At 67.0% G+C, this 21,131-nt stretch carries 19 protein-coding genes; 11 read left to right on the top strand and 8 right to left on the bottom strand.

What is annotated here, in order from left to right; genetic code table 11:
- The first annotated feature begins 140 nt into the window (after window positions 1-140).
- From OG326_RS00180 to OG326_RS00160, 5 genes are all read left to right on the top strand, one after another.
- A complete protein-coding gene (locus OG326_RS00180) occupies window positions 141-2,057 on the top strand; it encodes an acyl-CoA dehydrogenase family protein (RefSeq protein WP_327142599.1) in 1,917 nt (638 codons plus the stop codon).
- A gap of 219 nt (window positions 2,058-2,276) precedes the next feature.
- Window positions 2,277-3,227, top strand: a complete 951-nt coding sequence (locus OG326_RS00175) for an oxygenase MpaB family protein (RefSeq protein ID WP_327142598.1) — start codon at window positions 2,277-2,279, stop codon at window positions 3,225-3,227.
- A 226-nt stretch (window positions 3,228-3,453) separates the two neighbouring features.
- The gene (locus tag OG326_RS00170) at window positions 3,454-5,280 is read left to right on the top strand and encodes an acyl-CoA dehydrogenase (RefSeq protein WP_327142597.1); all 1,827 of its coding nucleotides are present in this window, start codon (window positions 3,454-3,456) and stop codon (window positions 5,278-5,280) included.
- A gap of 200 nt (window positions 5,281-5,480) precedes the next feature.
- Window positions 5,481-6,119 carry a hypothetical protein gene (locus OG326_RS00165; RefSeq protein WP_327142596.1) on the top strand — a complete coding sequence of 213 codons (639 nt, stop codon included), beginning with the start codon at window positions 5,481-5,483 and terminating at the stop codon, window positions 6,117-6,119.
- A gap of 147 nt (window positions 6,120-6,266) precedes the next feature.
- Window positions 6,267-6,524 (top strand): hypothetical protein, encoded by a 258-nt coding sequence (locus tag OG326_RS00160; RefSeq protein WP_327142595.1) that lies wholly within the window; start codon window positions 6,267-6,269, stop codon window positions 6,522-6,524.
- A gap of 3 nt (window positions 6,525-6,527) precedes the next feature.
- On the opposite strand, the gene OG326_RS00155 is transcribed toward OG326_RS00160, so the two are convergent.
- From OG326_RS00155 to OG326_RS00145, 3 genes are read right to left on the bottom strand one after another with little or no spacing between them, the layout of a single operon-like run.
- A complete protein-coding gene (locus OG326_RS00155) occupies window positions 6,528-7,343 on the bottom strand; it encodes an exodeoxyribonuclease III (protein ID WP_327142594.1) in 816 nt (271 codons plus the stop codon).
- A 51-nt stretch (window positions 7,344-7,394) separates the two neighbouring features.
- Window positions 7,395-8,369 carry an N-acetylglutamate synthase, CG3035 family gene (locus OG326_RS00150; RefSeq protein WP_327142593.1) on the bottom strand — a complete coding sequence of 325 codons (975 nt, stop codon included), beginning with the start codon at window positions 8,367-8,369 and terminating at the stop codon, window positions 7,395-7,397.
- A complete protein-coding gene (locus tag OG326_RS00145) occupies window positions 8,359-8,949 on the bottom strand; it encodes a peptide deformylase (protein ID WP_327142592.1) in 591 nt (196 codons plus the stop codon). Before OG326_RS00145 ends, OG326_RS00150 begins: the two co-directional genes overlap by 11 nt.
- A 183-nt stretch (window positions 8,950-9,132) precedes the next feature.
- Here OG326_RS00145 and OG326_RS00140 point away from each other — a divergent pair, with 183 nt between their 5' ends.
- From OG326_RS00140 to OG326_RS00120, 5 genes are all read left to right on the top strand, one after another.
- Complete coding sequence (locus OG326_RS00140) at window positions 9,133-9,483, top strand: DUF3263 domain-containing protein (RefSeq protein ID WP_297626259.1); 351 nt, start codon at window positions 9,133-9,135, stop codon at window positions 9,481-9,483.
- 37 nt (window positions 9,484-9,520) lie between these two features.
- Complete coding sequence (locus OG326_RS00135; RefSeq protein WP_327142591.1) at window positions 9,521-10,099, top strand: LytR C-terminal domain-containing protein; 579 nt, start codon at window positions 9,521-9,523, stop codon at window positions 10,097-10,099.
- Between the two features lie 147 nt (window positions 10,100-10,246).
- On the top strand, window positions 10,247-10,927 hold the full coding sequence (gene sodC / locus OG326_RS00130; protein ID WP_327142590.1) for a superoxide dismutase[Cu-Zn]: 681 nt from the start codon (window positions 10,247-10,249) through the stop codon (window positions 10,925-10,927).
- 15 nt (window positions 10,928-10,942) lie between these two features.
- Window positions 10,943-12,088: a glutamate--cysteine ligase gene (locus OG326_RS00125; protein WP_327142589.1), complete on the top strand. Its 1,146-nt coding sequence runs from the start codon at window positions 10,943-10,945 to the stop codon at window positions 12,086-12,088.
- Between the two features lie 218 nt (window positions 12,089-12,306).
- The gene (locus OG326_RS00120; protein WP_327142588.1) at window positions 12,307-13,665 is read left to right on the top strand and encodes a phosphatase PAP2 family protein; all 1,359 of its coding nucleotides are present in this window, start codon (window positions 12,307-12,309) and stop codon (window positions 13,663-13,665) included.
- Between the two features lies 1 nt (window position 13,666).
- Here OG326_RS00120 and OG326_RS00115 read toward each other — a convergent pair whose 3' ends face one another.
- The 4 genes from OG326_RS00115 to OG326_RS00100 form a co-directional block, all read right to left on the bottom strand.
- Window positions 13,667-15,016, bottom strand: a complete 1,350-nt coding sequence (locus OG326_RS00115; RefSeq protein WP_327142587.1) for a hypothetical protein — start codon at window positions 15,014-15,016, stop codon at window positions 13,667-13,669.
- Window positions 15,017-15,119: 103 nt separating this feature from the next.
- Entirely contained in the window at window positions 15,120-17,390 is a 2,271-nt protein-coding gene (locus OG326_RS00110; RefSeq protein WP_327142586.1) for an AAA family ATPase, read from the bottom strand.
- 143 nt (window positions 17,391-17,533) lie between these two features.
- Complete coding sequence (gene pssA, locus OG326_RS00105; RefSeq protein WP_327142585.1) at window positions 17,534-18,427, bottom strand: CDP-diacylglycerol--serine O-phosphatidyltransferase; 894 nt, start codon at window positions 18,425-18,427, stop codon at window positions 17,534-17,536.
- A complete protein-coding gene (locus tag OG326_RS00100; RefSeq protein WP_327146302.1) occupies window positions 18,424-19,140 on the bottom strand; it encodes a phosphatidylserine decarboxylase in 717 nt (238 codons plus the stop codon). The genes pssA and OG326_RS00100 overlap by 4 nt, the downstream gene beginning before the upstream one ends.
- A gap of 276 nt (window positions 19,141-19,416) precedes the next feature.
- On the opposite strand from OG326_RS00100, the gene OG326_RS00095 reads away from it, so the two are divergent.
- Complete coding sequence (locus OG326_RS00095) at window positions 19,417-20,445, top strand: beta-ketoacyl-ACP synthase III (protein ID WP_327142584.1); 1,029 nt, start codon at window positions 19,417-19,419, stop codon at window positions 20,443-20,445.
- Here OG326_RS00095 and OG326_RS00090 read toward each other — a convergent pair whose 3' ends face one another.
- On the bottom strand, window positions 20,446-21,129 hold the full coding sequence (locus OG326_RS00090) for an SIMPL domain-containing protein (RefSeq protein ID WP_327142583.1): 684 nt from the start codon (window positions 21,127-21,129) through the stop codon (window positions 20,446-20,448).
- Between the last annotated feature and the right edge of the window lie 2 nt (window positions 21,130-21,131).

The following is a 21,131-nucleotide window of genomic DNA, read 5'->3' as shown; positions in this document are numbered from 1 at the left end:
CGGTGCGCACCGGGTGGCCCGGTATGTGAATTTCGTGCTCCACGGGGATTGCGAGATCGTTTCCTACGTGAGTGAATAAAAATGCTACATTCGCGAAGGAAACGTGCCCGCGACCGACGCCCCGGCTTGAGGAAGACGACATGACCGAGACCCTGTTCAACCCGAAGACGCACGAGTTCGCCGAATTCGATGCGGAGACCCGGCGCCTGCTGCGCGCCACCGTCAACTGGTTCGAGAGCCTCGGCAAGGTGCGCCTGCTGGCCGACAGCCGCGATCGGGTCTGGTATTCGGAATTCCTCGACTTCATCAAGAGCGAGCGCGTTTTCGCCACCTTCCTGACCCCCGCGGCCGAGGCCGCCGGCGATCCGAACAAGCGCTGGGACACCGCGCGCATCGCCATGATGAGCAAGATCCTCGGCTTCTACGGCATGCAGTACTGGTACGTCTGGCAGGTCACCATCCTCGGCCTCGGGCCGATCTGGCAGAGCGCCAATGCCGAGGCCAAGGCGCGCGCCGCGGCCGCGCTGGACTCCGGCGAGATCTTCGCCTTCGGGCTGTCCGAGCAGGCGCACGGCGCCGATGTGTACTCCACCGACATGATCCTCGAGCCGAAGGCGCGCGGCGCGGGCTTCACCGCGACCGGCGGCAAGTACTACATCGGCAATGGCAATCAGGCCGCCATGGTGTCGGTCTTCGGCCGCCGGTCCGATAAGCCGATCATCGATTCCGCCGACTTCCAGCGGAAGATGACCGACGAGGAGTACTCCGGCTACCTCTTCTTCGCGGCCGACTCCCGGCACAAGAACTACAAGCTGCAGAAGAATGTCGTCGACTCCCAGATGTACGTCGCCGCATTCGAACTCGACAAATACCCGGTCGCCGAGGCCGATATCCTGCACACCGGCCGTGAGGCCTTCGACGCCGCCATGAACACCGTCAATGTCGGCAAGTTCAACCTCGGCTTCGGTGCGGTCGGCGCGTGCGAGCACGCCATGTACGAGGCGGTCACGCATGCGGAGAACCGAATCCTGTTCGGGCACAAGGTGACCGAGTTCCCGCAGGTGAAATCGCTACTGGCGGACAGCTTCGCGCGACTGATCGGCATGAAGCTCTACAGCGAGCGCGCCATCGACTACATGCGCTCGGCGAATGCGAAGGACCGCCGCTACCTGCTGGTCAGCGCCATCGAGAAGATGTCGGTGACCCGCACCGGGCAGAAGATCTACGAGGATCTCGCGGATGTGATCGCCGCCCGCGGCTTCGAGAACGATATGTACTTCCCGATGGCCATGGTCGGCATGTTCGGCCTGCCGCGCCTCGAGGGCACCGTGCACGTGAATATGGCGCTGTCGCTGAAGTTCATGCCCAACTACATGTTCCACCCGGCCGATGCCGCGCTGGCCGCGCTGCGCTATCTGCCCGCCGCCAGCCCGGCGGGTGCGGTGCGCGCGGTCTCCGAGGCGCTGAGCTGGTCGAGTCGCCGTGTCGCCCCGCGCGCCGGCGGGCTGGTGCCCAAGCTGCGCAGCGAATTGGCCGGCGCCACTTACGCTCCCGTGCCGACCCGGCGGGACGCTGCCGACGACGACTTCCTGTGGCGGCAGGGTCCGAGCAGCGGCCTCGGCCGGATTCGCTTCGCCGACTGGAAGCCGGTCTTCGAGAAGTTCGCGCACATCCCGAATGTCGCGGTGTTCCTGGAGCAGGCGCTCGGCCTGCAGACACTGCTGGCCGCCGCCACCCCGACCCGCGAGCAGCAGGCGGATGTGGATTTCCTGTTCGGGCTCGGCGAACTGTTCACGATGGTGCCCTACGCCCAGCTGATTCTGGAGCAGGCCGAGATCGCGAACGCCGATGTCGATGTGCTCGATCAGCTCTTCGACATCTTCGTGCGCGACTTCTCCAAGCACGCGGTGGCCCTGAGCGCGAAGCCCTCCGCGACCAAGGCGCAGCAGGCCCGCGCACTCGATCTGGTACGCCGCCCGGTCGCAGACCCGGTCCGCTTCGAGGTGGTATTGCGCCAGGTCAGGGCGCTTGCCGGGCAGTATGAAATGAACCCCTGATGTTGTCGGCGCCCGTCCCGCAGCGGCGGCGGGTGATGGTTCCATTCGTGAAGGAGAAATTATGCATTCACACGTAGTGCGAGACGGGACAACTGATTTCGTGAGGGTCGGGGTAACTCCCGGGGTACGTCCAAAATCGGTGCGGCGCCCGACCGCCGGCACGGGGGCTCAACGTCGACGGCTCTCGGCCGTCCGCCGAGTTTCCGGGGAGGCGGGGGAGTGAAGGCAGCGACCGAGCGTCCGCAATTCGACGCACCTGCCCGCACCATCCGTGAGCTCGACTACGGCTTCTTCGGGCCGGATTCGCCCACCTGGAAGGTGTGGACCGCGCCCACCGCGCTCATCGGATTCCAGCGCTCGGTGGTGCTCGAGCATTTCGATCCCGCGCTCACCGCGGCCGTCGCCGATGTCGGCGGCATCTACAGCGATCCGCGCGGGCGGCTCGATCACACCTTCGCCTACTTCCTGATCGCCGCCGTCGCCGACAGCCGCATGGCGATCGAGGCGTCCGAACATCTCATGCAGGTGCACGCCAAGGCGACCGGTATCGAGCCGATCAGCGGAAAGCGTTACAGCGCAAACAATCCCGACTCGCAGCTGTGGATTCACGTCACCGGCTGGCATTCGGTGCTCAAATGCTACGAGATGTACGGCCCCGGACCGCTGAGCCCGGAGGAGGAGCGGCAGTACTGGGCGGAATGCGTCATCGCCGCCGAACTGCAGACCTGTAAGCCGTCCGAGGTGCCGACCTCCCGCGCCGAGGTCCGCGACTACTTCGCCGACATGCGGCCCAGGCTCAGCTCTTCCGAGCGCGCCCACGAGGGCATGCACTACCTGCTGTTCACCCCGCGTGATCGCGGGATGAAACTGTGGGCCGGCAGTCGCCTGGTGGCCCCGGCCGCCATTGCCACCCTGCCCGAATGGATGCGCCGCACAGGCGGATTCGATCAGCCGGGCGTGGTCGACGCCGCCTATCCGAAGGCTGTGCGGGCTGCCATGAAGGTGCTCAGCAATGACCGGCTCGAGCATGCGGTCGCGGCGAACTTCATCGGGCCGATGACGGGCCGGCTGCTCCGTGAGCACCTGCGCGCGGGCACTCCGCAGAATCCGGTCACGGTGACGCCGTCGCAGGCGAAGGAGCTTTACGGCCGCGCTGCCAAGGGCGCATAGCCGGCCCGGCCGGAGTGATGCGCGTGGGATCGCGGAGTGACATGTACCGGGGCGATCGGTACGGCCTGTGTGCGCCGCAGTGTTCCAGCCAGCGGGATTCGGGGGTGCGCCGCCCGATTTATCCCCTATCGTGACCTGGCCCACGTCCGCCTACGGTTGCGTAACCGCACGAGACTACGGCAACCTCCTCTTGATCATCAAGACCTAAGGCTGAGGAGGCCCGTCCGTGTCCCACTACAAGGCGAACCTGCGTGACATCGAGTTCAACTTGTTCGAAGTACTGGGAATCGGGGCGCTGCTCGATCAGGGCGCCTACGGCGATCTCGACAGCGAGACCGCCCGTGACATGCTCACCGAGGTGGTGCGCCTGGCCGAAGGGCCGATCGCCGAATCCTTCGTCGAGGGCGACCGCACCCCGGTCGAATTCGATGCCCCGAACAACACGATCATCGTGCCGGACCTGCTGCGGAAGACCGTCGCCGCGGTCAATGACGCCGGGTACTCCGGGCTCGGCCTGCCCGAGGAGATGGGCGGCGTGGCCGCGCCGAACGCCCTCATCTGGGGCATTCAGGAAATGATTGTGGCCGCGAACAATTCGGCCAGCTTCTTCAATATGGGCCCGCTCATGCACAAGGTCATCTTCGACGAGGGCAATGACGAGCAGAAGCGCTGGGCCGCGCACGCCTGGGAGAACCGCTGGGGCGGCACCATGGTGCTCACCGAGCCCGACGCCGGTTCCGATGTCGGCATGGGCCGCACCAAGGCCACCGCGCAGGCCGACGGCACCTGGCACATCGACGGGGTGAAGCGCTTCATCTCCGGTGGCGATGTGGGCGATACCGCCGACAACATCTTCCACCTGGTGCTGGCCCGCCCCGAGGGCGCCGGGCCGGGCACCAAGGGCCTGTCGCTGTTCATCGTGCCGCGCTTCCTGTTCGACCGCGAGACCATGGCGATCGGCGCCAAGAACGGCGCGCTGGTCACCGGCGTCGAGCACAAGATGGGCATCAAGTCCTCGCCCACCTGTGAGATCACCTTCGGTGGCGATATTCCGGCCGTCGGTTACCTCGTCGGCGATGTGCACAATGGCATCGCGCAGATGTTCAAGGTCATCGAGAACGCGCGAATGATGGTGGGCACCAAGGCCACCGGCGCGCTGTCCACCGGTTACCTGAACGCTCTCGAGTATGCCAAGCAGCGCGTACAGGGCGCCGACCTGACCCAGATGACGGATAAGGCAGCCCCGCGCGTCACCATCACCCACCACCCCGATGTGCGCCGCAGCCTCGCGACGCAGAAGGCGTACGCGGAGGGCCTGCGCGCGCTCTACATGTACTGCTCCTCGTACCAGAACGACGATGTCGCCGCCGCCAACTACGGCGTCGACGCCGACCTCGCCGCGCGCGTCAACGATCTGCTGCTGCCGATCGTCAAGGGGTGCGGCTCCGACCGCGCCTACGAATCGCTCACCGAATCGCTGCAGACCCTCGGCGGCTCCGGATATCTGCAGGATTACCCGATCGAGCAGTACATTCGCGACTGCAAGATCGACTCGCTGTACGAGGGCACCACCGCCATCCAGGCGCAGGACTTCTTCTTCCGCAAGATCATTCGCGATAAGGGCGTGGCGCTGGCGCACGTCGCCGGACTCATCCAGAAGTTCGTCGACGGCGGGCCGGATCAGCTCAAGGCCGAGCGCGCACTGCTCGGCGCCGCCCTCACTGATGTGCAGGGCATCGCCGCCACGCTCACCGGCTACCTCATGGCCGCCCAGACGAACCCGGACGAGCTGTACAAGGTCGGCCTCGGCTCGGTCCGATTCCTGTACTCCGTAGGCGATCTCGTCATCTCCTGGCGACTGCTGGAGAGCGCCGCCATCGCGCAGGCCGCGCTGGACGGCAATGCCGCAGAGAAGGACAAGCACTTCTACACCGGCAAGATCGCCGTCGCCTCCTGGTTCGCGAAGAACAAGCTGCCGCTCATCACCGGCGTGCGCAGCGTCGTGGAGAACCTCGACAACGACATCATGAAGCTCGACGAAGCAGCTTTCTAGGAAGCTCGCTGAGATCTCCCGGCCCCCGCACCCAAGGTGCGGGGGCCGGATTGGATAATGGGGCAGTCGGTAGCCCCCACTGCCTCGGGGCGGGGCCGGATTGCGTTTTGAGGCAGTAGGTTTGCGGACTCGCCGGGTGACACGCGCGTTCTGTATGTGACCTGCTGTGTTGCTTCACGCTCAGCGGGTACAACTACCGCATGGTTTTCCCGGTATCTTTCGGCTGGCTGCAGTTCTTGCTGGCCGCGCTCGTGATCGCGGCGATCGCGCTACTGGTGACCGCGCTGCTCAAGTCTCGCAAGGTGGGATTCAGGGTCCTCGTCGGACGCGGCGCGGGCGCTGTCTCGCTGATCTTCGTTGCGGTGGTGATCCTTTGGATCACGACGCTGCTGCAAACCTTCCTCGGACTCACCGGTGAAGTGAAGGCAGCGCACATAGTGACCTCGCCCGTGGCCGGGCAGCAGCACATGATGAACGTCGATCTGACCCTGTACGGGGACAAGGGACATGACGAGCAGCATCTGAAATACCAAGTCGAGGGCGATATGTGGGTCCTGCAGGCCGATATCGTCGAACTGGAACCGTGGGTCAACGCGCTCGGCTTCCACTCCGGTTACAAGGTGACCCGCCTGTTCGGCCAGCGCCTCGACGGCGTCGCCACCAAGCAGAACCAGATCTTCCTCAATGGCGGCGACGGCGACTTCTTCTCCGATATGCGGGACCAGTCCTGGTACACCAAGCCCTTCGTGCGCTCCGCCTACGGCAATGCCGTCATCGCCACCGGCGGCAGCTACGACGTCTTCATCTCCCGCGACGCCATCAAAACCCGCCCGGCGTAACGGGATTCACGCGCCGTACCGAGATCCGCAAGCCCCAGCAAGAGGGGGCGGCGGACCTCGCCGAACGCAATCTGAAATGTCAGCTATCCACTATGGTGAGCGCCAGCAGAGAGCTGTACGGCTTCAGACGAAAAGAGATCCACCGCTATGAGGCAGACCCTTCGGGCATTCGCCATCGGCACCGCGTTCACCACCGCACTCACCGTCGGCGCGGGCGCCGCCCTCGCCGATGCGCCCAATGCCGCACCCCAGGCGGACACCGTATCCGTCAGCCTCGGCACCGGCAGCGGCCTGACCGACCTCCTTGCGGGAGGCGTGCTGGTAGGGGGATTGGGTGTCTTCGGTTTGATCTGTGTGCTTCGTTCGGCCAGCGGAACCCCCTGTGATCTGAATGGCTTGGGGTAACTCCTAGTCCGCCAGTTCGGTGACCACGGGCGCATGATCGCTGGCGCCCTTGCCCTTTCGCTCCTCGCGGTCCACGTTCGTATCGGTGACGCGGGCCGCGAGGTCGGGGGAGTTGAGGATGAAGTCGATGCGCATCCCCTCCTTGCGGGGGAAGCGCAGCTGGGTGTAGTCCCAGTAGGTGTAGACGCCGGGACCGGGGTGGAACGGGCGCATGGCGTCGGTGAAGCCCGCCTCGGTCATCGCCTCGAAAGCGGCGCGCTCCTTCTCGGAGGTGTGCGTCTTGCCCTCGAAGAATTCCGGTGACCAGACATCCGCATCGGTCGGCGCGATATTCCAGTCACCCACCAGTGCGATCTGTGCGTGCGGATCCTCCGTCAACCACTGTGTTCCCGCATTGCGCAGGGCCGCAAGCCATTCCAGCTTGTAGGTGTAGTGCGGATCGTCCAGCGCGCGGCCGTTGGGCACGTACAGGCTCCACACCCGCACGCCGCCGCAGGTCGCGCCGATCGCGCGGGCTTCCACCACCGGAGTGCTCAGCAGCGATTCACCGGCGTCCTTGTCGAAACCCGGCTGCTCCGGGAAGCCGATCGCCACATCCTCCAGGCCGATGCGCGAGGCGATGGCCACACCGTTCCACTGGTTGTAGCCCACGTGCGCGACCTCGTACCCGGCGGCCTCGAAGGCCTCGAACGGGAACTGCTCGTCCTTGCACTTGGTTTCCTGCATGGCCAGCACGTCGATATCCGAGCGGTCCAGCCAGGCCAGCACCCGATCCTGCCGGGAGCGAATCGAATTCACATTCCAGGTTGCGAGCCGCACGGCAAAGCCTTTCGGAGATAGGGTTTTTCGACTACAGCAAAAACTCGGCGGTCAGGGCGCCACGTAGCGGTACCAGTGGTGCTCCACGAAACCCAGCTCCCGGTACAACGCCATCGCTCCGGCATTGCCGGCCTCCACCTGGACGTACGCGTGCGTCGCGCCGCGGGCGTGACCCCAGCGGAGCAATTCCGCGCACACCAGTGAACCCAGACCGTGCCTGCGATGCTCGTCCGCCACCGTGACGCAGGTCAACCCCACCCAGCGGCGGCCGTCCGGCGCGGTGGTGACCGCGGCCCGGCCGATGGCCAGCGGCGCGGGCAAGCCCACTGTGGCGAAACCCAATTCACCCTCGCGCACCGCGGTCAGCACCTCCACCACCGGGGTCCTGCCGATCTCGGTATCACCACCGCGATGCCGGTACATAGACAGCCACGCGCCGTCCGGTTCGGCGGCGATGCGCAGCATGGGGACACCCGGCGGCAGCACGAAGGTCTCGAGATCGATGGCCAGCACCATGGTTTCGTTCCAGGTCCGCCAGCCCTGCGGAATCGCGGTGAGCCGATCCGGCAGCAGCAGCTGCAGCGGCAGCCCGTGTGCGGTGTACCACTCGCCGATCCGGTGCATGGTCTCCGCGTCGAACCGCGCCGGGCCTTCCGAACCACCGAGCGGCACAGCGGAATTCGCGCGCCCGGTATATCCCTCCCCGGCGCGCAGCAGCCAGCCGTCGATCCAGGCGCGCTGCAGGCCCGGCCAGCCGTCGGCCGCCGCCGCCTCCAGGGCGCGGATCTCACTGGTCCGAATCGGCCTGGCGCCCAGCTCTTTCCACGCGACCACCCGATCCGGGGCGATCGAGAGCACCTGGCCGTCGGCGGTGCGCACGGTCAGGGGATCGATCGCGACGAGTTCGCCGATCACATCGGTCAGCGGCTGCGGATAGCCCTCGGGCAGGCGGTAGCGCACCACCATCCGGCGTCCGAGGGGCGGCAGGCCGCCGTCGGGTCCGGGGGCGGGGTGATCAGTCGTCATGCCCGAACGGATCCGGCACGGTGCCCGGCACCCAGCTCAAACCCGGCGTGCCCCAGCCGTTCCGCTTGATGGCCTTCTTGGCGCCGCGCGCATTGCGCCCGAGGAGCACATCCACGTACAGGAAGCCGTCGAGATGACCCACCTCGTGCTGCAGCATGCGGGCGAAGAAATCCTCACCCTCCAGCTCGACCGGATCGCCGTGCTCATCGGTACCGGTGACCTTCGCCCATTCGGCGCGACCTGTGGGCCACTGCTCGCCCGGAACCGAGAGGCAGCCCTCTTCGTCGTCATCGGGATCGGGCATCGTCTCCGGAATCGCGGAGGTTTCCAATACCGGGTTGATCACCGCACCGCGCCGGCGGACCATCTTGCCGTCCGGGCCCTCGTCGGGGCAGTCGTAGACGAACAGTCGAAGCGGCACACCGACCTGATTGGCGGCCAGGCCCACACCGCGGGCGGCGTCGAGGGTTTCGTACATGTCCGCGATCAGCTCGGCAAGTTCCTCGGGTGTCTGCGTGACCTTCTCGGTCGGGTTGTGCAGAACCGGGTCGCCGACGATGACGATCGGGAGAATAGCCATGCTGAGCAGCCTACTGGGTGGTTCCGGAGGTCCATCCGGGACCTGTTGCCAGAGCGACACGCCGGGCGTAGATCACTAAAACACGCCGAACGGTACGCGCCGCGAAGTCAGCGCCGCGTGGTTGAATGAGCGGCGACGTACAAGCACCATATTCGTCTGGTGACCACTCGGCGAGGGAGCACTATGGACAGCGCAGCGGCACGATTTTCCGCAAGCGGGGACGATCCTTCCGTGAGCGAGAACATCGCCGCCGGTGCCGCGACACCCGATGAGGATGGCGCGCACGGCCTCTCACGGCGGGAAATCGACATCCTCGATTTCGAACGCAAATGGTGGAAGTACGCCGGTGCGAAAGAAGAAGCCATCCGGGAACTGTTCGACCTCTCGCCCACCCGCTACTACCAGGTGCTGAACGCGGTCGTCGACAAGCCCGAGGCGCTCGCCGCCGACCCCATGCTGGTGAAGCGACTGCGCCGGTTGCGTGCCAGCCGTCAGAAGACCAGGGCCGCACGCCGTCTGGGATTCCAGGTGTGAACCGCCCGCAGACCGATCAGAGATTAGGCTCTGCGACGTGAGCACTCCGAATACGCCGTCCGGTGGTCCGCCGCTGCGCGCCCTGGCCATGGTGCTGATCGCGCTTGCCATCGTGTTCGCCGGGCTCGGTGCGATGTCGCTGTCGAGTTCGGACTCCTCGGACGCGGGGGCCGCCTCGAGCGCCGCCACCACCTCCGCAGCGCAGTCCGCAGCGGCCACCACCACTGTGGCGCAGCAGGTTTCGCCGCCTCCGGCAACCACCGCGCCATCGGCCAGCAGCACCGCGCCGGTCACCACGACCCCGCCGCCGACCACCACCCCCGCCGCGGGCGCCGTCGACAAGACCCTCCCCGTAAGGGTTTTGAACAACAGCATGGTCTCCGGTCTCGCCGCGAAAACCGCGAACGAGCTCTCCGCCGACGGCTGGAACATCACCGAGACCGGCAACTACGGCACCGGCGTCATCCCCAAAACGACCGTGTACTACGGCAGTTCGGCGGGGGAGAAGGCGGCCGCCCTGGCCATCGCCAACCAGCTCGGCATCACCGCCGAACCGCGCTTCGCCGGAATTATGGACAGCCCGCCCGGAATCATCATCATCGTCACCGGCAACTGATCCGCTTCCCGGCCTCGTCCGAGCCCCATCTGAACACCCGGCCAGCCCCTGCGGGGGAGTGGGTCACGGCTCTGGCATCATCTTGTCCGAGTAGTAATCATGTCCACCCAGCTTTTCGTAAACTCGGACTCGTAAAGGAGTTCCCCGATGGCCTCGTCAACTCGTCGCCCGTCCTGGCGGACAGTGACCCCGGTGCTTGCGGTCGCGGTCTTCGGCCTCGCCGGCTGCTCCAACAGCCAGGAATCGAGCGACGTCAAGGGAACGACGCCGCCGGTGTTCACCAGTTCCGCGGCGCCGGCCGGTACCGCACAGGGTGGTGGCCTCACCAACCCGCCCACCGATTCCGTCAGCGCCACGCTGAAGGATTCGAACGGCCAGACCGTCGGCACCGCCACATTCGGTGTGGTGGGCAACCACCTGGAGGTCAGCGTCGAGGCCCACGGCCTCAAGCCCGGCTTCCACGGCCTGCACGTCCACCAGTTCGGTAAGTGCGAAGCGAACTCCGTCGCACCCACCGGCGGCCCGGCCGGCGATTTCCTCTCCGCCGGTGGCCACTTCCAGGCCGGTGACCAGAATGTGCACCCGGCGAGCGGCGATCTGACGTCGCTCGAGGTCAAGCAGGACGGCACCGCCAAGCTCGTCACCACTACCGACGCAGTCACGCTGGACGAACTCAAGGGCAAGGCCCTGATGATCCACGCGGGTGCGGACAACTTCGGCAATATCCCCAGTCGATACACGCAGGCCGGGGGCGCCGCCGGACCGGACGCCGAAACCATGGCGACCGGCGATGCGGGTGCCCGGGTCGCTTGCGGCGTCATCGCATAACCCAATAGGTGAGCCATGGCCGGGGCAGGCATTTCGAAGGTCCACTTCAACAGTTCGCCTCGGCCCACGCTCGGCGTGGAGTGGGAGGTCGCGCTCGTCGACAAACAGACGCGCGACCTTTCCAACACGGCCGCAGCGGTTTTCGAGGCATGCGGTGATCTGCGCGCCTGGGACGGGCATCCGCAGATCACCAAGGAACTGCTGCGCAACACCGTAGAACTCGTCACCGGCAAGCACGACACCGTCGGCGAAGCGGTGGACGAGCTGCACGGGACCATGGACACGGTGCGCCGGGTGGCAGACCCGCTGGGCGTCGACCTGTTCTGCGCAGGCACCCATCCCTTCGCGCAGTGGGACGCCCAACAGCTCACGCGCAGTGAGCATTACGACGAACTCATCGAGCGCACCCAGTGGTGGGGACGCCAGATGCTGATCTGGGGCGTGCACGTGCACGTCGGGGTCTCGCATCCGGAGAAGGTCTTCCCCATCATCAACAGCCTGCTGCTGTCCTACCCGCACCTGCTGGCCCTGTCCGCCTCGTCCCCCATGTGGGCGGGCGTCGACACCGGCTACGCCAGCAACCGGGCGCTCATGTTCCAGCAGCTGCCCACCGCCGGACTGCCCTTCCAATTCGAAAATTGGGCGCAGTTCGAGGGTTTCGCGCACGACCAGATGAAAACCGGTGTGTTCGAACAGATCGGCGGCATGCACTGGGATATCCGGCCCGCCCCCAAATGGGGCACCATCGAGGTCCGGGTGTGCGACGGCACCCCGAGCCGGGCCGAGCTATCGGCGATCGTGGCACTCATCCACTGCCTCATCGTCGACCTCGACCGCCGCGTCGAATCCGGTGAGACGCTGCCGACCATTCCGCCGTGGCATGTGCAGGAGAACAAGTGGCGGGCCGCACGCTACGGGCTCGACGCCATCATCATCACCGACGCCGCCAGCAATGAGCGCCTGGTGACCGACGATCTGACCGATCTGCTCAACCGCCTCGAACCGACCGCCAAGAGCCTCGGCTGCGAAACCGAACTGGCCATGGTCGCGGACATCCCCAAGCGCGGGGCGTCCTATCAGCGACAGCGCCGCGCGGCGGCCGCCGCACAGGGGGATTTTGTGGCCGTGGTGGATTCGCTGGTGAACGAGCTCGCACAGTAGGAGTTGATCCCGGCCGAAAGCCTGCCGGGATGACGGGGGACCTGCGCCGGGGGCCGGACATTCGGCGTCCGCGAGTGTGAATTCGGTTACTTCCAGATGGCCTCCAGGTGTCCTGGCCTGGAACGACATTGCTACGACCGGGGGCTGTTCATCCGACAGCGGGGGTTGCGTTCAGCTCATCCGGGGGGTGGCGTTCACACGACGTTTACTATGGGTGGGTGTTGCTCGACGGTCCGCGTTCCGAAGTGGTGGGTGGGGCACGCCGGAACTTGACGTGGATGCTGTCGCGGCGCGTCCAGACGACGGCGTTGCTGACCGCCGTTCCCGTGCTGCTCATCGGACTGCAGATCTTCGCGGCACACCATCACTTCGGCGGTCCCCTCGAAAGCCTCTGGGACGACTACACCGGCACCCCGAAATCGGTGTCGGTACCGTGGGCCGGACTCGGACTCGCCCTCATCGGATTGTCCTGGCGACGGCGCTTCCTCGCCGTGGGAGCCGCGGCGGGCATCGATCTCGTCTATCAGATCGTGCGCAGCCTCCACGGCGGACCACTGGCACTGGGCAACGGCCCGGTCATCGTGCTCACCGCGCTGGTCCTGCTGGCCGCCTTCCACTGGCAGGGCACCGAACGCAAGAACGCACTGCATGCCGCGGCGCTCGGCATTCTGCTCACCCTCTCCAGCAAGGTGGCCGAGGTCTGGCTGGGCGTGACCGTGCTCGCCGGGCCCAAGGTGCTGGATCAGCACATCGCGCTGGTCGACCGCGCCCTCGGCAATCCGTCCTGGGTGATGGGTCAGATCATCGACTTCCTCGGGCCGGCAGCCTCATTCGGCCTGCACTGGGTGTACATCGAGCTACCCGTCGGGGCCATGATCGTGACCCTCTGGCAGCTGCGCGATGTGGTGAAGACCGGGGTGTGGCCCGGCCACTACCTGGTGCGCACCTTCCTGGTGGTCGGACTCGTCGGCCCGCTCGTGTACGTCATGTTCCCCGTGGTCGGGCCCATGTTCGCATACGGCGCCGACGGCCACGCCTTCTCGCTAGGCAACTACTGGCCGAATATCGTGCCGCCACTGGACCTCTCGCCCGGCGCCATTCCCTTCGATCACTACACCCCGCGCAATTGCATGCCGTCGCTGCACACCGCCTGGGCGCTGTCGATCTTCATCCACTCCCGCCGCGATGCGAGCACCGGCGCGCTCGCACCGAGCTGGCTGCGCTGGGGCGGCACGCTCTGGCTCATCGCCACGCTCTCGGCCACACTCGGTTTCGGCTATCACTACGGCGCGGATCTGGTGGCGGGCGCAGTGCTGTGCCTGACCATCGAATCCGCACTGCGCGCACCCGAACGCGGCTGGGACGCCGCGCGCATCCAATTGGTCGCGGGCGGAGCCACTCTGGTGGCCGCGCTGCTGCTGGGCTACCGCTACCTGTCGGTGGATATCGCCGAACATCCGGTGCCCGCCGGAATCATGATTCTCGGACTGCTCGCGGGCTATGTGACGGCCTTCTACCGCACCTGGTTCGCGACCGCGCCGCAGCCGCTGCCCGTCGAGGCCGCCGCCACCGCCTGAATCACTCGTCCGCCGGTGTGACAGTGGGGGATTCGGCCGAGTCCGCCTCCGCGGGTCCGGACAGCGGCCGGTTGTAGCGCAGCACGTACAGACCGACAATGCAGCCGATGACTATGAGACTCGCGGTCCACGCGGGCGCGGACACATCCTCGGGCACCACCGTGCAGACGATCGAACGGCTCGATTCCTGCATGGCGTAGTGGCCGCGGGCCACATAGTCGCGCAGGCCCAGCACCGCGGACGGAATGAAGATGACCATGGTGGCCAGCACCCGGTTCGGCACATACCGCGGTGTCGCCGAGGTCAGCGCGTACCCGGCCAGCCACACCAGCGCGGTCGTCCCGCCGACGGTCCAGATCGCCCGATCGGTATTCGCGGTGAGCGCCGTGAACAGGCCCAGCACCAGCACCAGCACCAGGCAGACCAGGGGCGCGCCGCGCCGGGTGCCGTACCACATGCCCACCGATGTCATGGCTACCGAAAGCGGTATGGACCAGGCCGGGAGCTGGGCCGCCAGCGCGGAGGAACCCACCGCGCTCAGGCCCACCATGACCAGCACCAGTTCGCCGTCCCGGCCGGGCAGCAGCATGGCCGCGATGAGCGCGGTCGCCACCGTCGTCACCACCGCCATCCCGACCCCGGCGAAGCTGTCGCCATTGCGGGCCAGCCATTCCGCACTGGCCACGGTCACCCCGACCAGCACCACGCCCGCGAGGATCGGGGTCATGGGCAGCTCGATGGACGGCCGCTCGGCGGGCTTGCGATTGCGATTGGCCAGGGTGCCGATGGCGACCAGGACCAGCGCCACCTCGAGCATCCACAGCGGCGGCATATCCATGGCATCCCACGACGAGGTCGCCGAACTCGACAGGCTCTCGTTCAGCAGGCCGCCCAGATGCGGCATCGGACTGACCGAGCCCAGCAGCACGCTGATCAGCACGCCGAGTGTCCAGCCGTAGGCGGGCAGCCGATGATGCAGGACGGCCGCGCCCAGTGCGCCGAGCACCACGCCGCCCGCGAGCGAATCGATGAAATTCAGGGTGGCGAGCGCGCTCGTGGGTTCGGTGGTGTGGCCGAAGATATGGTTCACGGTCAGCGCGAGCAGACCGCCGAGCGCGGTGGCCCAGGCGATGACGGTGCTGCCGAGCGTGGTGATCAATACCGCGACGATCATGGCCACCAGGGCGCCGGCGCCGACGGCACGCGGCAGCGTGTAGGCCATCAGATCCATTTGCAACGCTGAGGTGTTGGATGTCCAGCCGAAGTCGATCGGCATGGCTAGTGAAAGTCCGGCAACCGTCGTCGCGACCAGTGCCGTAATTGTCTCGGTCGCTACCTGATACGGCCTCACCTGGGTGAAAATACCGTGGCAGGGCGGACCGACCAGTTCGACTCGCCTAAGTTATGTCATTTGCTGGACAACTGGCTTCGAATCAGCTATCGCCCATTACCACTCAGACATAGCCCTCTGCGGTACCGACTCGGCCTGTTCCCGCACGCTGCTCGGAGAACTTCCGGAGCGACTCCACCTGAGCGTGGTCCAGCGACGGGCGGACCACCGCGCGCGCGGCGGCCACATCCGCCGCGGTCACATCGGCGGCCTCCATATCGCGGCGCATGGCCGCCAGGGCGGACTCCCGCAGCAGCGCCGCGCAATCGGCGGCCGAATAGCCGTCCAGATCCTTGGCCAGCCTGCGCAGATCGACCTCCTTCGCCAGCGGCACGGATGTGGCGGCGGTGCGCAGAATTTCGGTGCGGGCGGCGGCATCCGGCGGCGGGACGAATACAAGACGTTCCAGGCGGCCCGGCCGGGTCAGCGCGGGATCGATGAGCTCCGGGCGATTGGTCGCGCCGACCACCACGACATCGCGCAGCGGTTCGACACCGTCCAATTCGGTCAGCAGGGCCGCGACCACCCGATCGGCCACACCCGAGTCGCCGCTCTGGCCGCGGCGCGGAGCCAGCGCGTCCACCTCGTCCAGGAAGATCAGCGAGGGCGCGGAATCGCGTGCGCGCTGGAACAATTCACGCACCGCCCGCTCGGACGAGCCCACCCACTTGTCCATGAGTTCGGCGCCCTTCACCGTATGCACGCTCAGCTGTCCCGTGCTGGCCAGGGCGCGCACCAGGAAGGTCTTACCGCAGCCGGGCGGTCCGTACAGCAGCACGCCGCGCGGCGGATCGATGCCGAGCCGGGCGAACGAATCCGGATGCCGCAGCGGCCACAGCACCGCCTCGGTGAGCGCCTGCTTGGTCTCGACCATGTCACCGACATCGTCGAGACTCAGGCTGCCGATGGCCAATTCCTCCGTCCCGGAACGGGACAGCGGGCGGATCACCTCCAGTGCGCCCGCCAGATCCTGCTGGCGCAGCATCGGCTCCGAATGCTCCCGGCTGGCGCGGGACGCCGCCCGCAGCGCTGCCTCGCGCACCAGCGCTGCCAGGTCGGAGGCAACGAATCCGGGTGTGCGGGAAGCGATTTCGTCCAGCTTCAGGCCCTCGGTCGGCGCGGTGCGCAGCAATTGCTCCAGCAGGGCCACGCGTACCGCCGCGGTCGGCAGGGGCAGCGTCACCTCGCGATCGCACAGCTCCGGGCCGCGCAGGCGGGCATCGATCTCGGCCGGATGCGCCGTGGTCGCCAGCAATGCCACGGCCGGGCAGGCCACGGCCGCACGCAGTTGATCGAGGATCAGCGTCGCCACCGGCTCGGCCACGGCCGGCAGCAGCGCATCGATATCGGTAATGAGCAGGACGCCGCCCATGCCCGAACAGATATCGGACACCACCATGCCCACCTCGCGCAGCCGGGTGCCGCTCTCGGTGGCGCCGACCGACGGCCCGTCCAGCTCCACCAGTCGCCGCGACCCCGCCACCGCCCGCGCCAGGGTGGTCTTGCCGACTCCGGCGGGGCCCGTGATCAACACGCCCAATTGCGAGGAGGCGCCAAGGGTTTTCAGCAATTCGGGCTCATCGAGCGCCAGATTCAGCCATTCGGTCAGCTTCGCCGCCTGCGCCTGCACGCCCGCGAGATCGGCCAGCGCGACGGCCGACACCGGGGCCTGCGATTCGGGGCGCGGCGGCATCACCGGTCGATCGATGCGGTCGGGAGCCTGCGCCGAATTGTCACCCATCAGCGAACGCGGATGGTCGGTGGCCGCCACCCCGGGCCCCCACACCACCGCGCTATTGGGTTGCACGCTCACCGGTCCGGGTATGGGATCGGTGGCCGTCACGGTCAGCAGTTCGGAGGTCCACGCGATCCGGAAGGTCTGCGAAAGCGCCTGAGGCGCAGCCGAACTACTGGTCCCCGGCCCCAGATCCCGAGGCAGCAGCGAGACCGCGTCCCCCACCGTGACCACTTTCCCCAGCAGCGCCTGCCGCAGTGTGGTCTCCGGAATCGAACTGGTGGCCAGCGCCGACCCCGTCACCGAAATCTGTTTCGCCCCATACACCGTCACAGGCGAGACGACCACGGTCGCATCCTCGCGCACCCCGGCATTCGACAGCGTCACATCATCGAGCAGCACCACCCCCGCCGGCGTTCCGGCAGGAGCGACAGCGACCACGGCAGCGGTCCGCCGAGCCCCGATGAGCGAAACCCCATCCCACTCCCGCAACCCGAGCGCAGCCAGCGCCTCCGGATGCAGCCGCACCAACCCCCTGCGGGCATCAGCGGCCGAAGTGTTCAGTCGTGCAGTCAGCGCAAGTTCGGGCACGCCCCCCATTGTGCTCGAACCCGCACCGACAATCCCGCACTCGCCGCCCGACCCCTAATGTCACCCGGCCCATAACAACATCCACACCTGCCCGGAGCGAAGCGGAGGGCAAATCAAACACAGCCCCGCCCCTGGCGAGCAAAGACCGAAAACTACAGCCGCCCACCAGGTCGCCGCAGGCGCAACCGGGCTGTGGACACGCCGCGGATCGGCACCCGAATCGGCCGTCGTCGCTGGGCTCGCCGCTGGGCGCGGCGCTCGGCGGGCTTGTGATCCCAGGTCTCCGGGCGGGCCGCGACCCAGCGCGCCGAATGCACGGCGAACGGAATGTGCCCGAGGTACAGCACCACCAGCGCCATCATCAGGATGAGCGGGTAGGTGACCAGCAGCGCCGCCGCGAGCGCGACCAGCACCAGGAACAGCGGTGCGGTGCGGGGCGCCACCGATACCGACTTGATGGCCAGCGTCGGCAGGGTGCTCACGCACAGCAGGCCGGTCAGCACGGTCCAGATCGCGACGGCCGTGAAGCTCACCCACCAGCCGTCGTGGAACTGCTCGGACAGCGCGATGGGCAGTAGCACGATGAGCGCGCCCGCGGGCGCGGGCACACCGGTGAAGTACTCACGCTGCCAATCGGGCCTGCTGTCGTCGTCCAGGAGCGTATTGAAGCGGGCCAGCCGCAGCACCATGCAGACCGCGAACATGAGCGCGACGATCCAGCCCACGCTATTGGCGTGCAGGAAGGTCACATACAGCACCAGGGCGGGCGCGACGCCGAAGGCGATGGCGTCGGAGAGCGAATCGAGTTCCGCGCCCATCCGGCTGGTGGCATCCAGCATGCGGGCGATGCGACCGTCCAGCATGTCGAAGATCGCGGCGGCGCCGACCAGGGCCAGGGCGATCGCGAGTTCGCCCTGCATGGCGAACTTGACCGCCGAGAGCCCGGAGCACAGCCCGAGAATGGTGACCATGCTCGGCAGCAGTCGCACGGTGCGGTTGCGGGCCGACCGATGCAGCGACGGTGCGGGCGCGAGTTGCTCCATCATGAATCCAGTTCGGCCAGCACCGTTTCCGCGCCGATGGTCCGCTGCCCGGGAACGACCAGCAGTTTGGTACCGGCCGGGAAGTAGGTGTCCACGCGGGAGCCGAAGCGGATCAGACCGTAGGTCTCGCCGATGCTGAGCTTGTCGCCCACCTTCGGCTCGCACACGATGCGCCGCGCGAGCAGCCCGGCGATCTGCACGACCACCAGCCGCTGTCCGCTCTCGGTGAGCAGCACCATGCTGTTGCGCTCATTGGCGTCACTGGCCTCGGGCAGATCCGCGGACAGGAACTCGCCCTTCTTGTAGACGATGTTCTCCACGCTGCCGGAGACGGGCATCCGCTGTACGTGCACATCCAGCACCGACAGGAAGATGCTGACGCGCGGCAGCGGCTGATCGCCCATATTCAGCTCGACGGGCGGCACGGCCGAATCGACCAGTGCGACTTCACCATCGGCGGGCGCGACCACCACACCGGGACGATTCGGCGGCACCCGGTGCGGGTGCCGGAAGAAGGTCGCGGTGGCCGCGGCCGCGAGCAGTCCCGTGCGGCGCACCCACTTGCGCCGGACGCCCAGCACGGCGACTGCCAGCGGCGCTGCCACGAAGGGCAGGCCGGCCGGGTGCAGCGGCGGGATGGCGGAGCGGACCAGATCGACCACATGGCCGAGTCCGGTGGTGTCGGGGGTGCCGGGCGGGGTGGGACGGCGGGCCACAAGCTCCTCTTTCATGCGCGGGTAGGTGCGGTTCAGGACCGCGATCACACGATACGGGAAGGTGACCGAAATTGATTTGCCTCGGCTACCGCAGCGATCTTCGGTACAGAGTGAGCAGTCTGGCAGCAGCCGCCATTTGTGATCGAACCCACATGCATGGGAAGCTGTTTCGATTAATATGAGGGGGCCTCATGTCTGCGGCATCGTGGCCGCGAGGGGCTGGGGGAACAACCCGATGAAGGTCATGTTCGAAGCGCAGTACATAGGAGAAGCACCATGGCTGCTCGAATTGCCTCGATCAGCGGGGTAGAGCACACCGCAATACGCGGACTCGGCGTCTATCGCCCCGCCCGGGTCGTCACCAACGAGGAAGTCGCCGGACCGATCGAGTCCAGCGACGAATGGATCCGGACCCGCTCCGGTATCCGCAATCGCCGCTTCGCCTCGGAAGACGAAACGATCATCTTCATGAGCGCCGCGGCCGCCCGCGATGCGCTCGAAGCCGCCGAGATCGGCGCCGGCGATATCGACTGCGTCATTGTCGCCACCTCGACCTGGCTGCTGCTCACCCCGGCCGCCGCGCCGCAGATTGCCACCGAACTCGGCTGCACCGGCGTCGCCGCCTTCGATATCTCCGCGGGCTGCGCCGGTTTCTGCCACGCGCTGGCCGTGGCCTCCGATCTGGTGAAGGGCGGCACCGCCCGGAACGTGCTGGTCATCGGCGTGGAACGGCTCACCGATACAGTCAATCCGGCCGATCGCAGCACCGCGTTCCTGTTCGCGGACGGTGCGGGCGCGGTGGTGGTGGGCGCCTCCGACGAACCCGGCATCGGCCCCACCGTCTGGGGTTCGGACGGCACCCAGCATCACGCCATCCGCCAGGACAAGAACTGGATGGAATTCTTCCGCGAGATCGACGAGCAGGGCACGGCCGCGGTCCGGCCCTACCTCGCCATGGAGGGCACGGCCGTATTCCGCTGGGCCGCACACTCTTTGGAGAAGGTGTGCCGGGAGGCCATCGAGGTCGCGGGCCTCACGACCGATGATCTCGACGCCATGGTCCCGCACCAGGCCAACGGCCGGATCATCGAGATCATGGCCCGGGTCCTGCATCTGCCCGATCACTGCGCCCTGGCCAATGACATCGAGGAGACCGGCAACACCTCGGCCGCCTCGATCCCGCTGGCCATGGAGGCGCTACTGCGCGAGGGCGATGCCAAACCGGGTGGCACCGCGCTGCTCATCGCCTTCGGTGCGGGCCTGTCCTATGCGGCACAGGTCGTCACGCTCCCGAACTGGAAGTAGCTATCCGAGTTCCCACACCACATTGACGGTGAAAGTCACTGTCTGCTGGCCGGGTTCGAGGCTGAAGCTCGGCGCGGGCGCCGCATCGCGCATGGCGGTCGGCGGGGTATTGCCGCCACCGCCCTCGCTGATCGTCTTGACGCTCTTGAGTTTCAGCCCCGCGAGGTCCGCGTACTGCTGGGCGCGCGCCTTGGCGTCGTCGAACGCGCGGGCGCGCGCATCGGCCAGCAGTTTGGTGTTGTCCTCGAGGCTGAAGGCCACCGAGCTGACGCGGGTGTCATTGCCGCCGGCCTTGACCGCCGCATCCAGGATGGCCGAGGCCTTGGGCAGATCGTGCACCGCGATATGCACGGAGTTGGTGGCCTGGTACCCGGTGATGGTGTGGCCCTCCGGGCCGTAGGTGGGCTGCACGGACAGCTCGCTGGTCTGCACGTCCTCGCGCTTGATGCCCGCCCCGACCATGGCGTCGGTCATGGCCTTGGCCTTGTCGTTGACACCGTCGACGGCGGTGGACACGTCGGCGGCATTCACCTGGGCTCCGAGATCGGCCGTGAGCACATCCGGAACGCCCTGCACCTTGCCGGTGCCGGCCACGGTCACCGACCGGTCGTTATCGGTACCGCAACCGGTGAGCACGAGCGCGAGACCGGTGGCCGCGGCACAGATACCTATAAGTCGTCGCATAC

Origin of the sequence: Nocardia sp. NBC_01327, from assembly GCF_035958815.1 — a bacterium.
In the GTDB taxonomy this organism is placed as follows: domain Bacteria; phylum Actinomycetota; class Actinomycetes; order Mycobacteriales; family Mycobacteriaceae; genus Nocardia.
The sequence above is the reverse complement of the archived record's forward strand: the minus strand, read 5'-3'. Positions and strand labels throughout refer to the sequence as shown.

Bases quoted from the DNA above. Each gene is read 5' to 3' on its own strand.
- OG326_RS00180 (WP_327142599.1), top strand. From the start codon at position 141: ATGACCGAGACCCTGTTCAACCCGAAGACGCACGAGTTCGCCGAATTC.
- OG326_RS00165 (WP_327142596.1), top strand. From the start codon at position 5,481: ATGGTTTTCCCGGTATCTTTCGGCTGGCTGCAGTTCTTGCTGGCCGCG.
- OG326_RS00160 (WP_327142595.1), top strand. From the start codon at position 6,267: ATGAGGCAGACCCTTCGGGCATTCGCCATCGGCACCGCGTTCACCACC.
- OG326_RS00150 (WP_327142593.1), bottom strand. From the start codon at position 8,369: ATGACGACTGATCACCCCGCCCCCGGACCCGACGGCGGCCTGCCGCCC.
- OG326_RS00145 (WP_327142592.1), bottom strand. From the start codon at position 8,949: ATGGCTATTCTCCCGATCGTCATCGTCGGCGACCCGGTTCTGCACAAC.
- OG326_RS00140 (WP_297626259.1), top strand. From the start codon at position 9,133: ATGGACAGCGCAGCGGCACGATTTTCCGCAAGCGGGGACGATCCTTCC.
- sodC (WP_327142590.1), top strand. From the start codon at position 10,247: ATGGCCTCGTCAACTCGTCGCCCGTCCTGGCGGACAGTGACCCCGGTG.
- OG326_RS00125 (WP_327142589.1), top strand. From the start codon at position 10,943: ATGGCCGGGGCAGGCATTTCGAAGGTCCACTTCAACAGTTCGCCTCGG.
- OG326_RS00110 (WP_327142586.1), bottom strand. From the start codon at position 17,390: ATGGGGGGCGTGCCCGAACTTGCGCTGACTGCACGACTGAACACTTCG.
- pssA (WP_327142585.1), bottom strand. From the start codon at position 18,427: ATGATGGAGCAACTCGCGCCCGCACCGTCGCTGCATCGGTCGGCCCGC.
- OG326_RS00095 (WP_327142584.1), top strand. From the start codon at position 19,417: ATGGCTGCTCGAATTGCCTCGATCAGCGGGGTAGAGCACACCGCAATA.
- OG326_RS00090 (WP_327142583.1), bottom strand. From the start codon at position 21,129: ATGCGACGACTTATAGGTATCTGTGCCGCGGCCACCGGTCTCGCGCTC.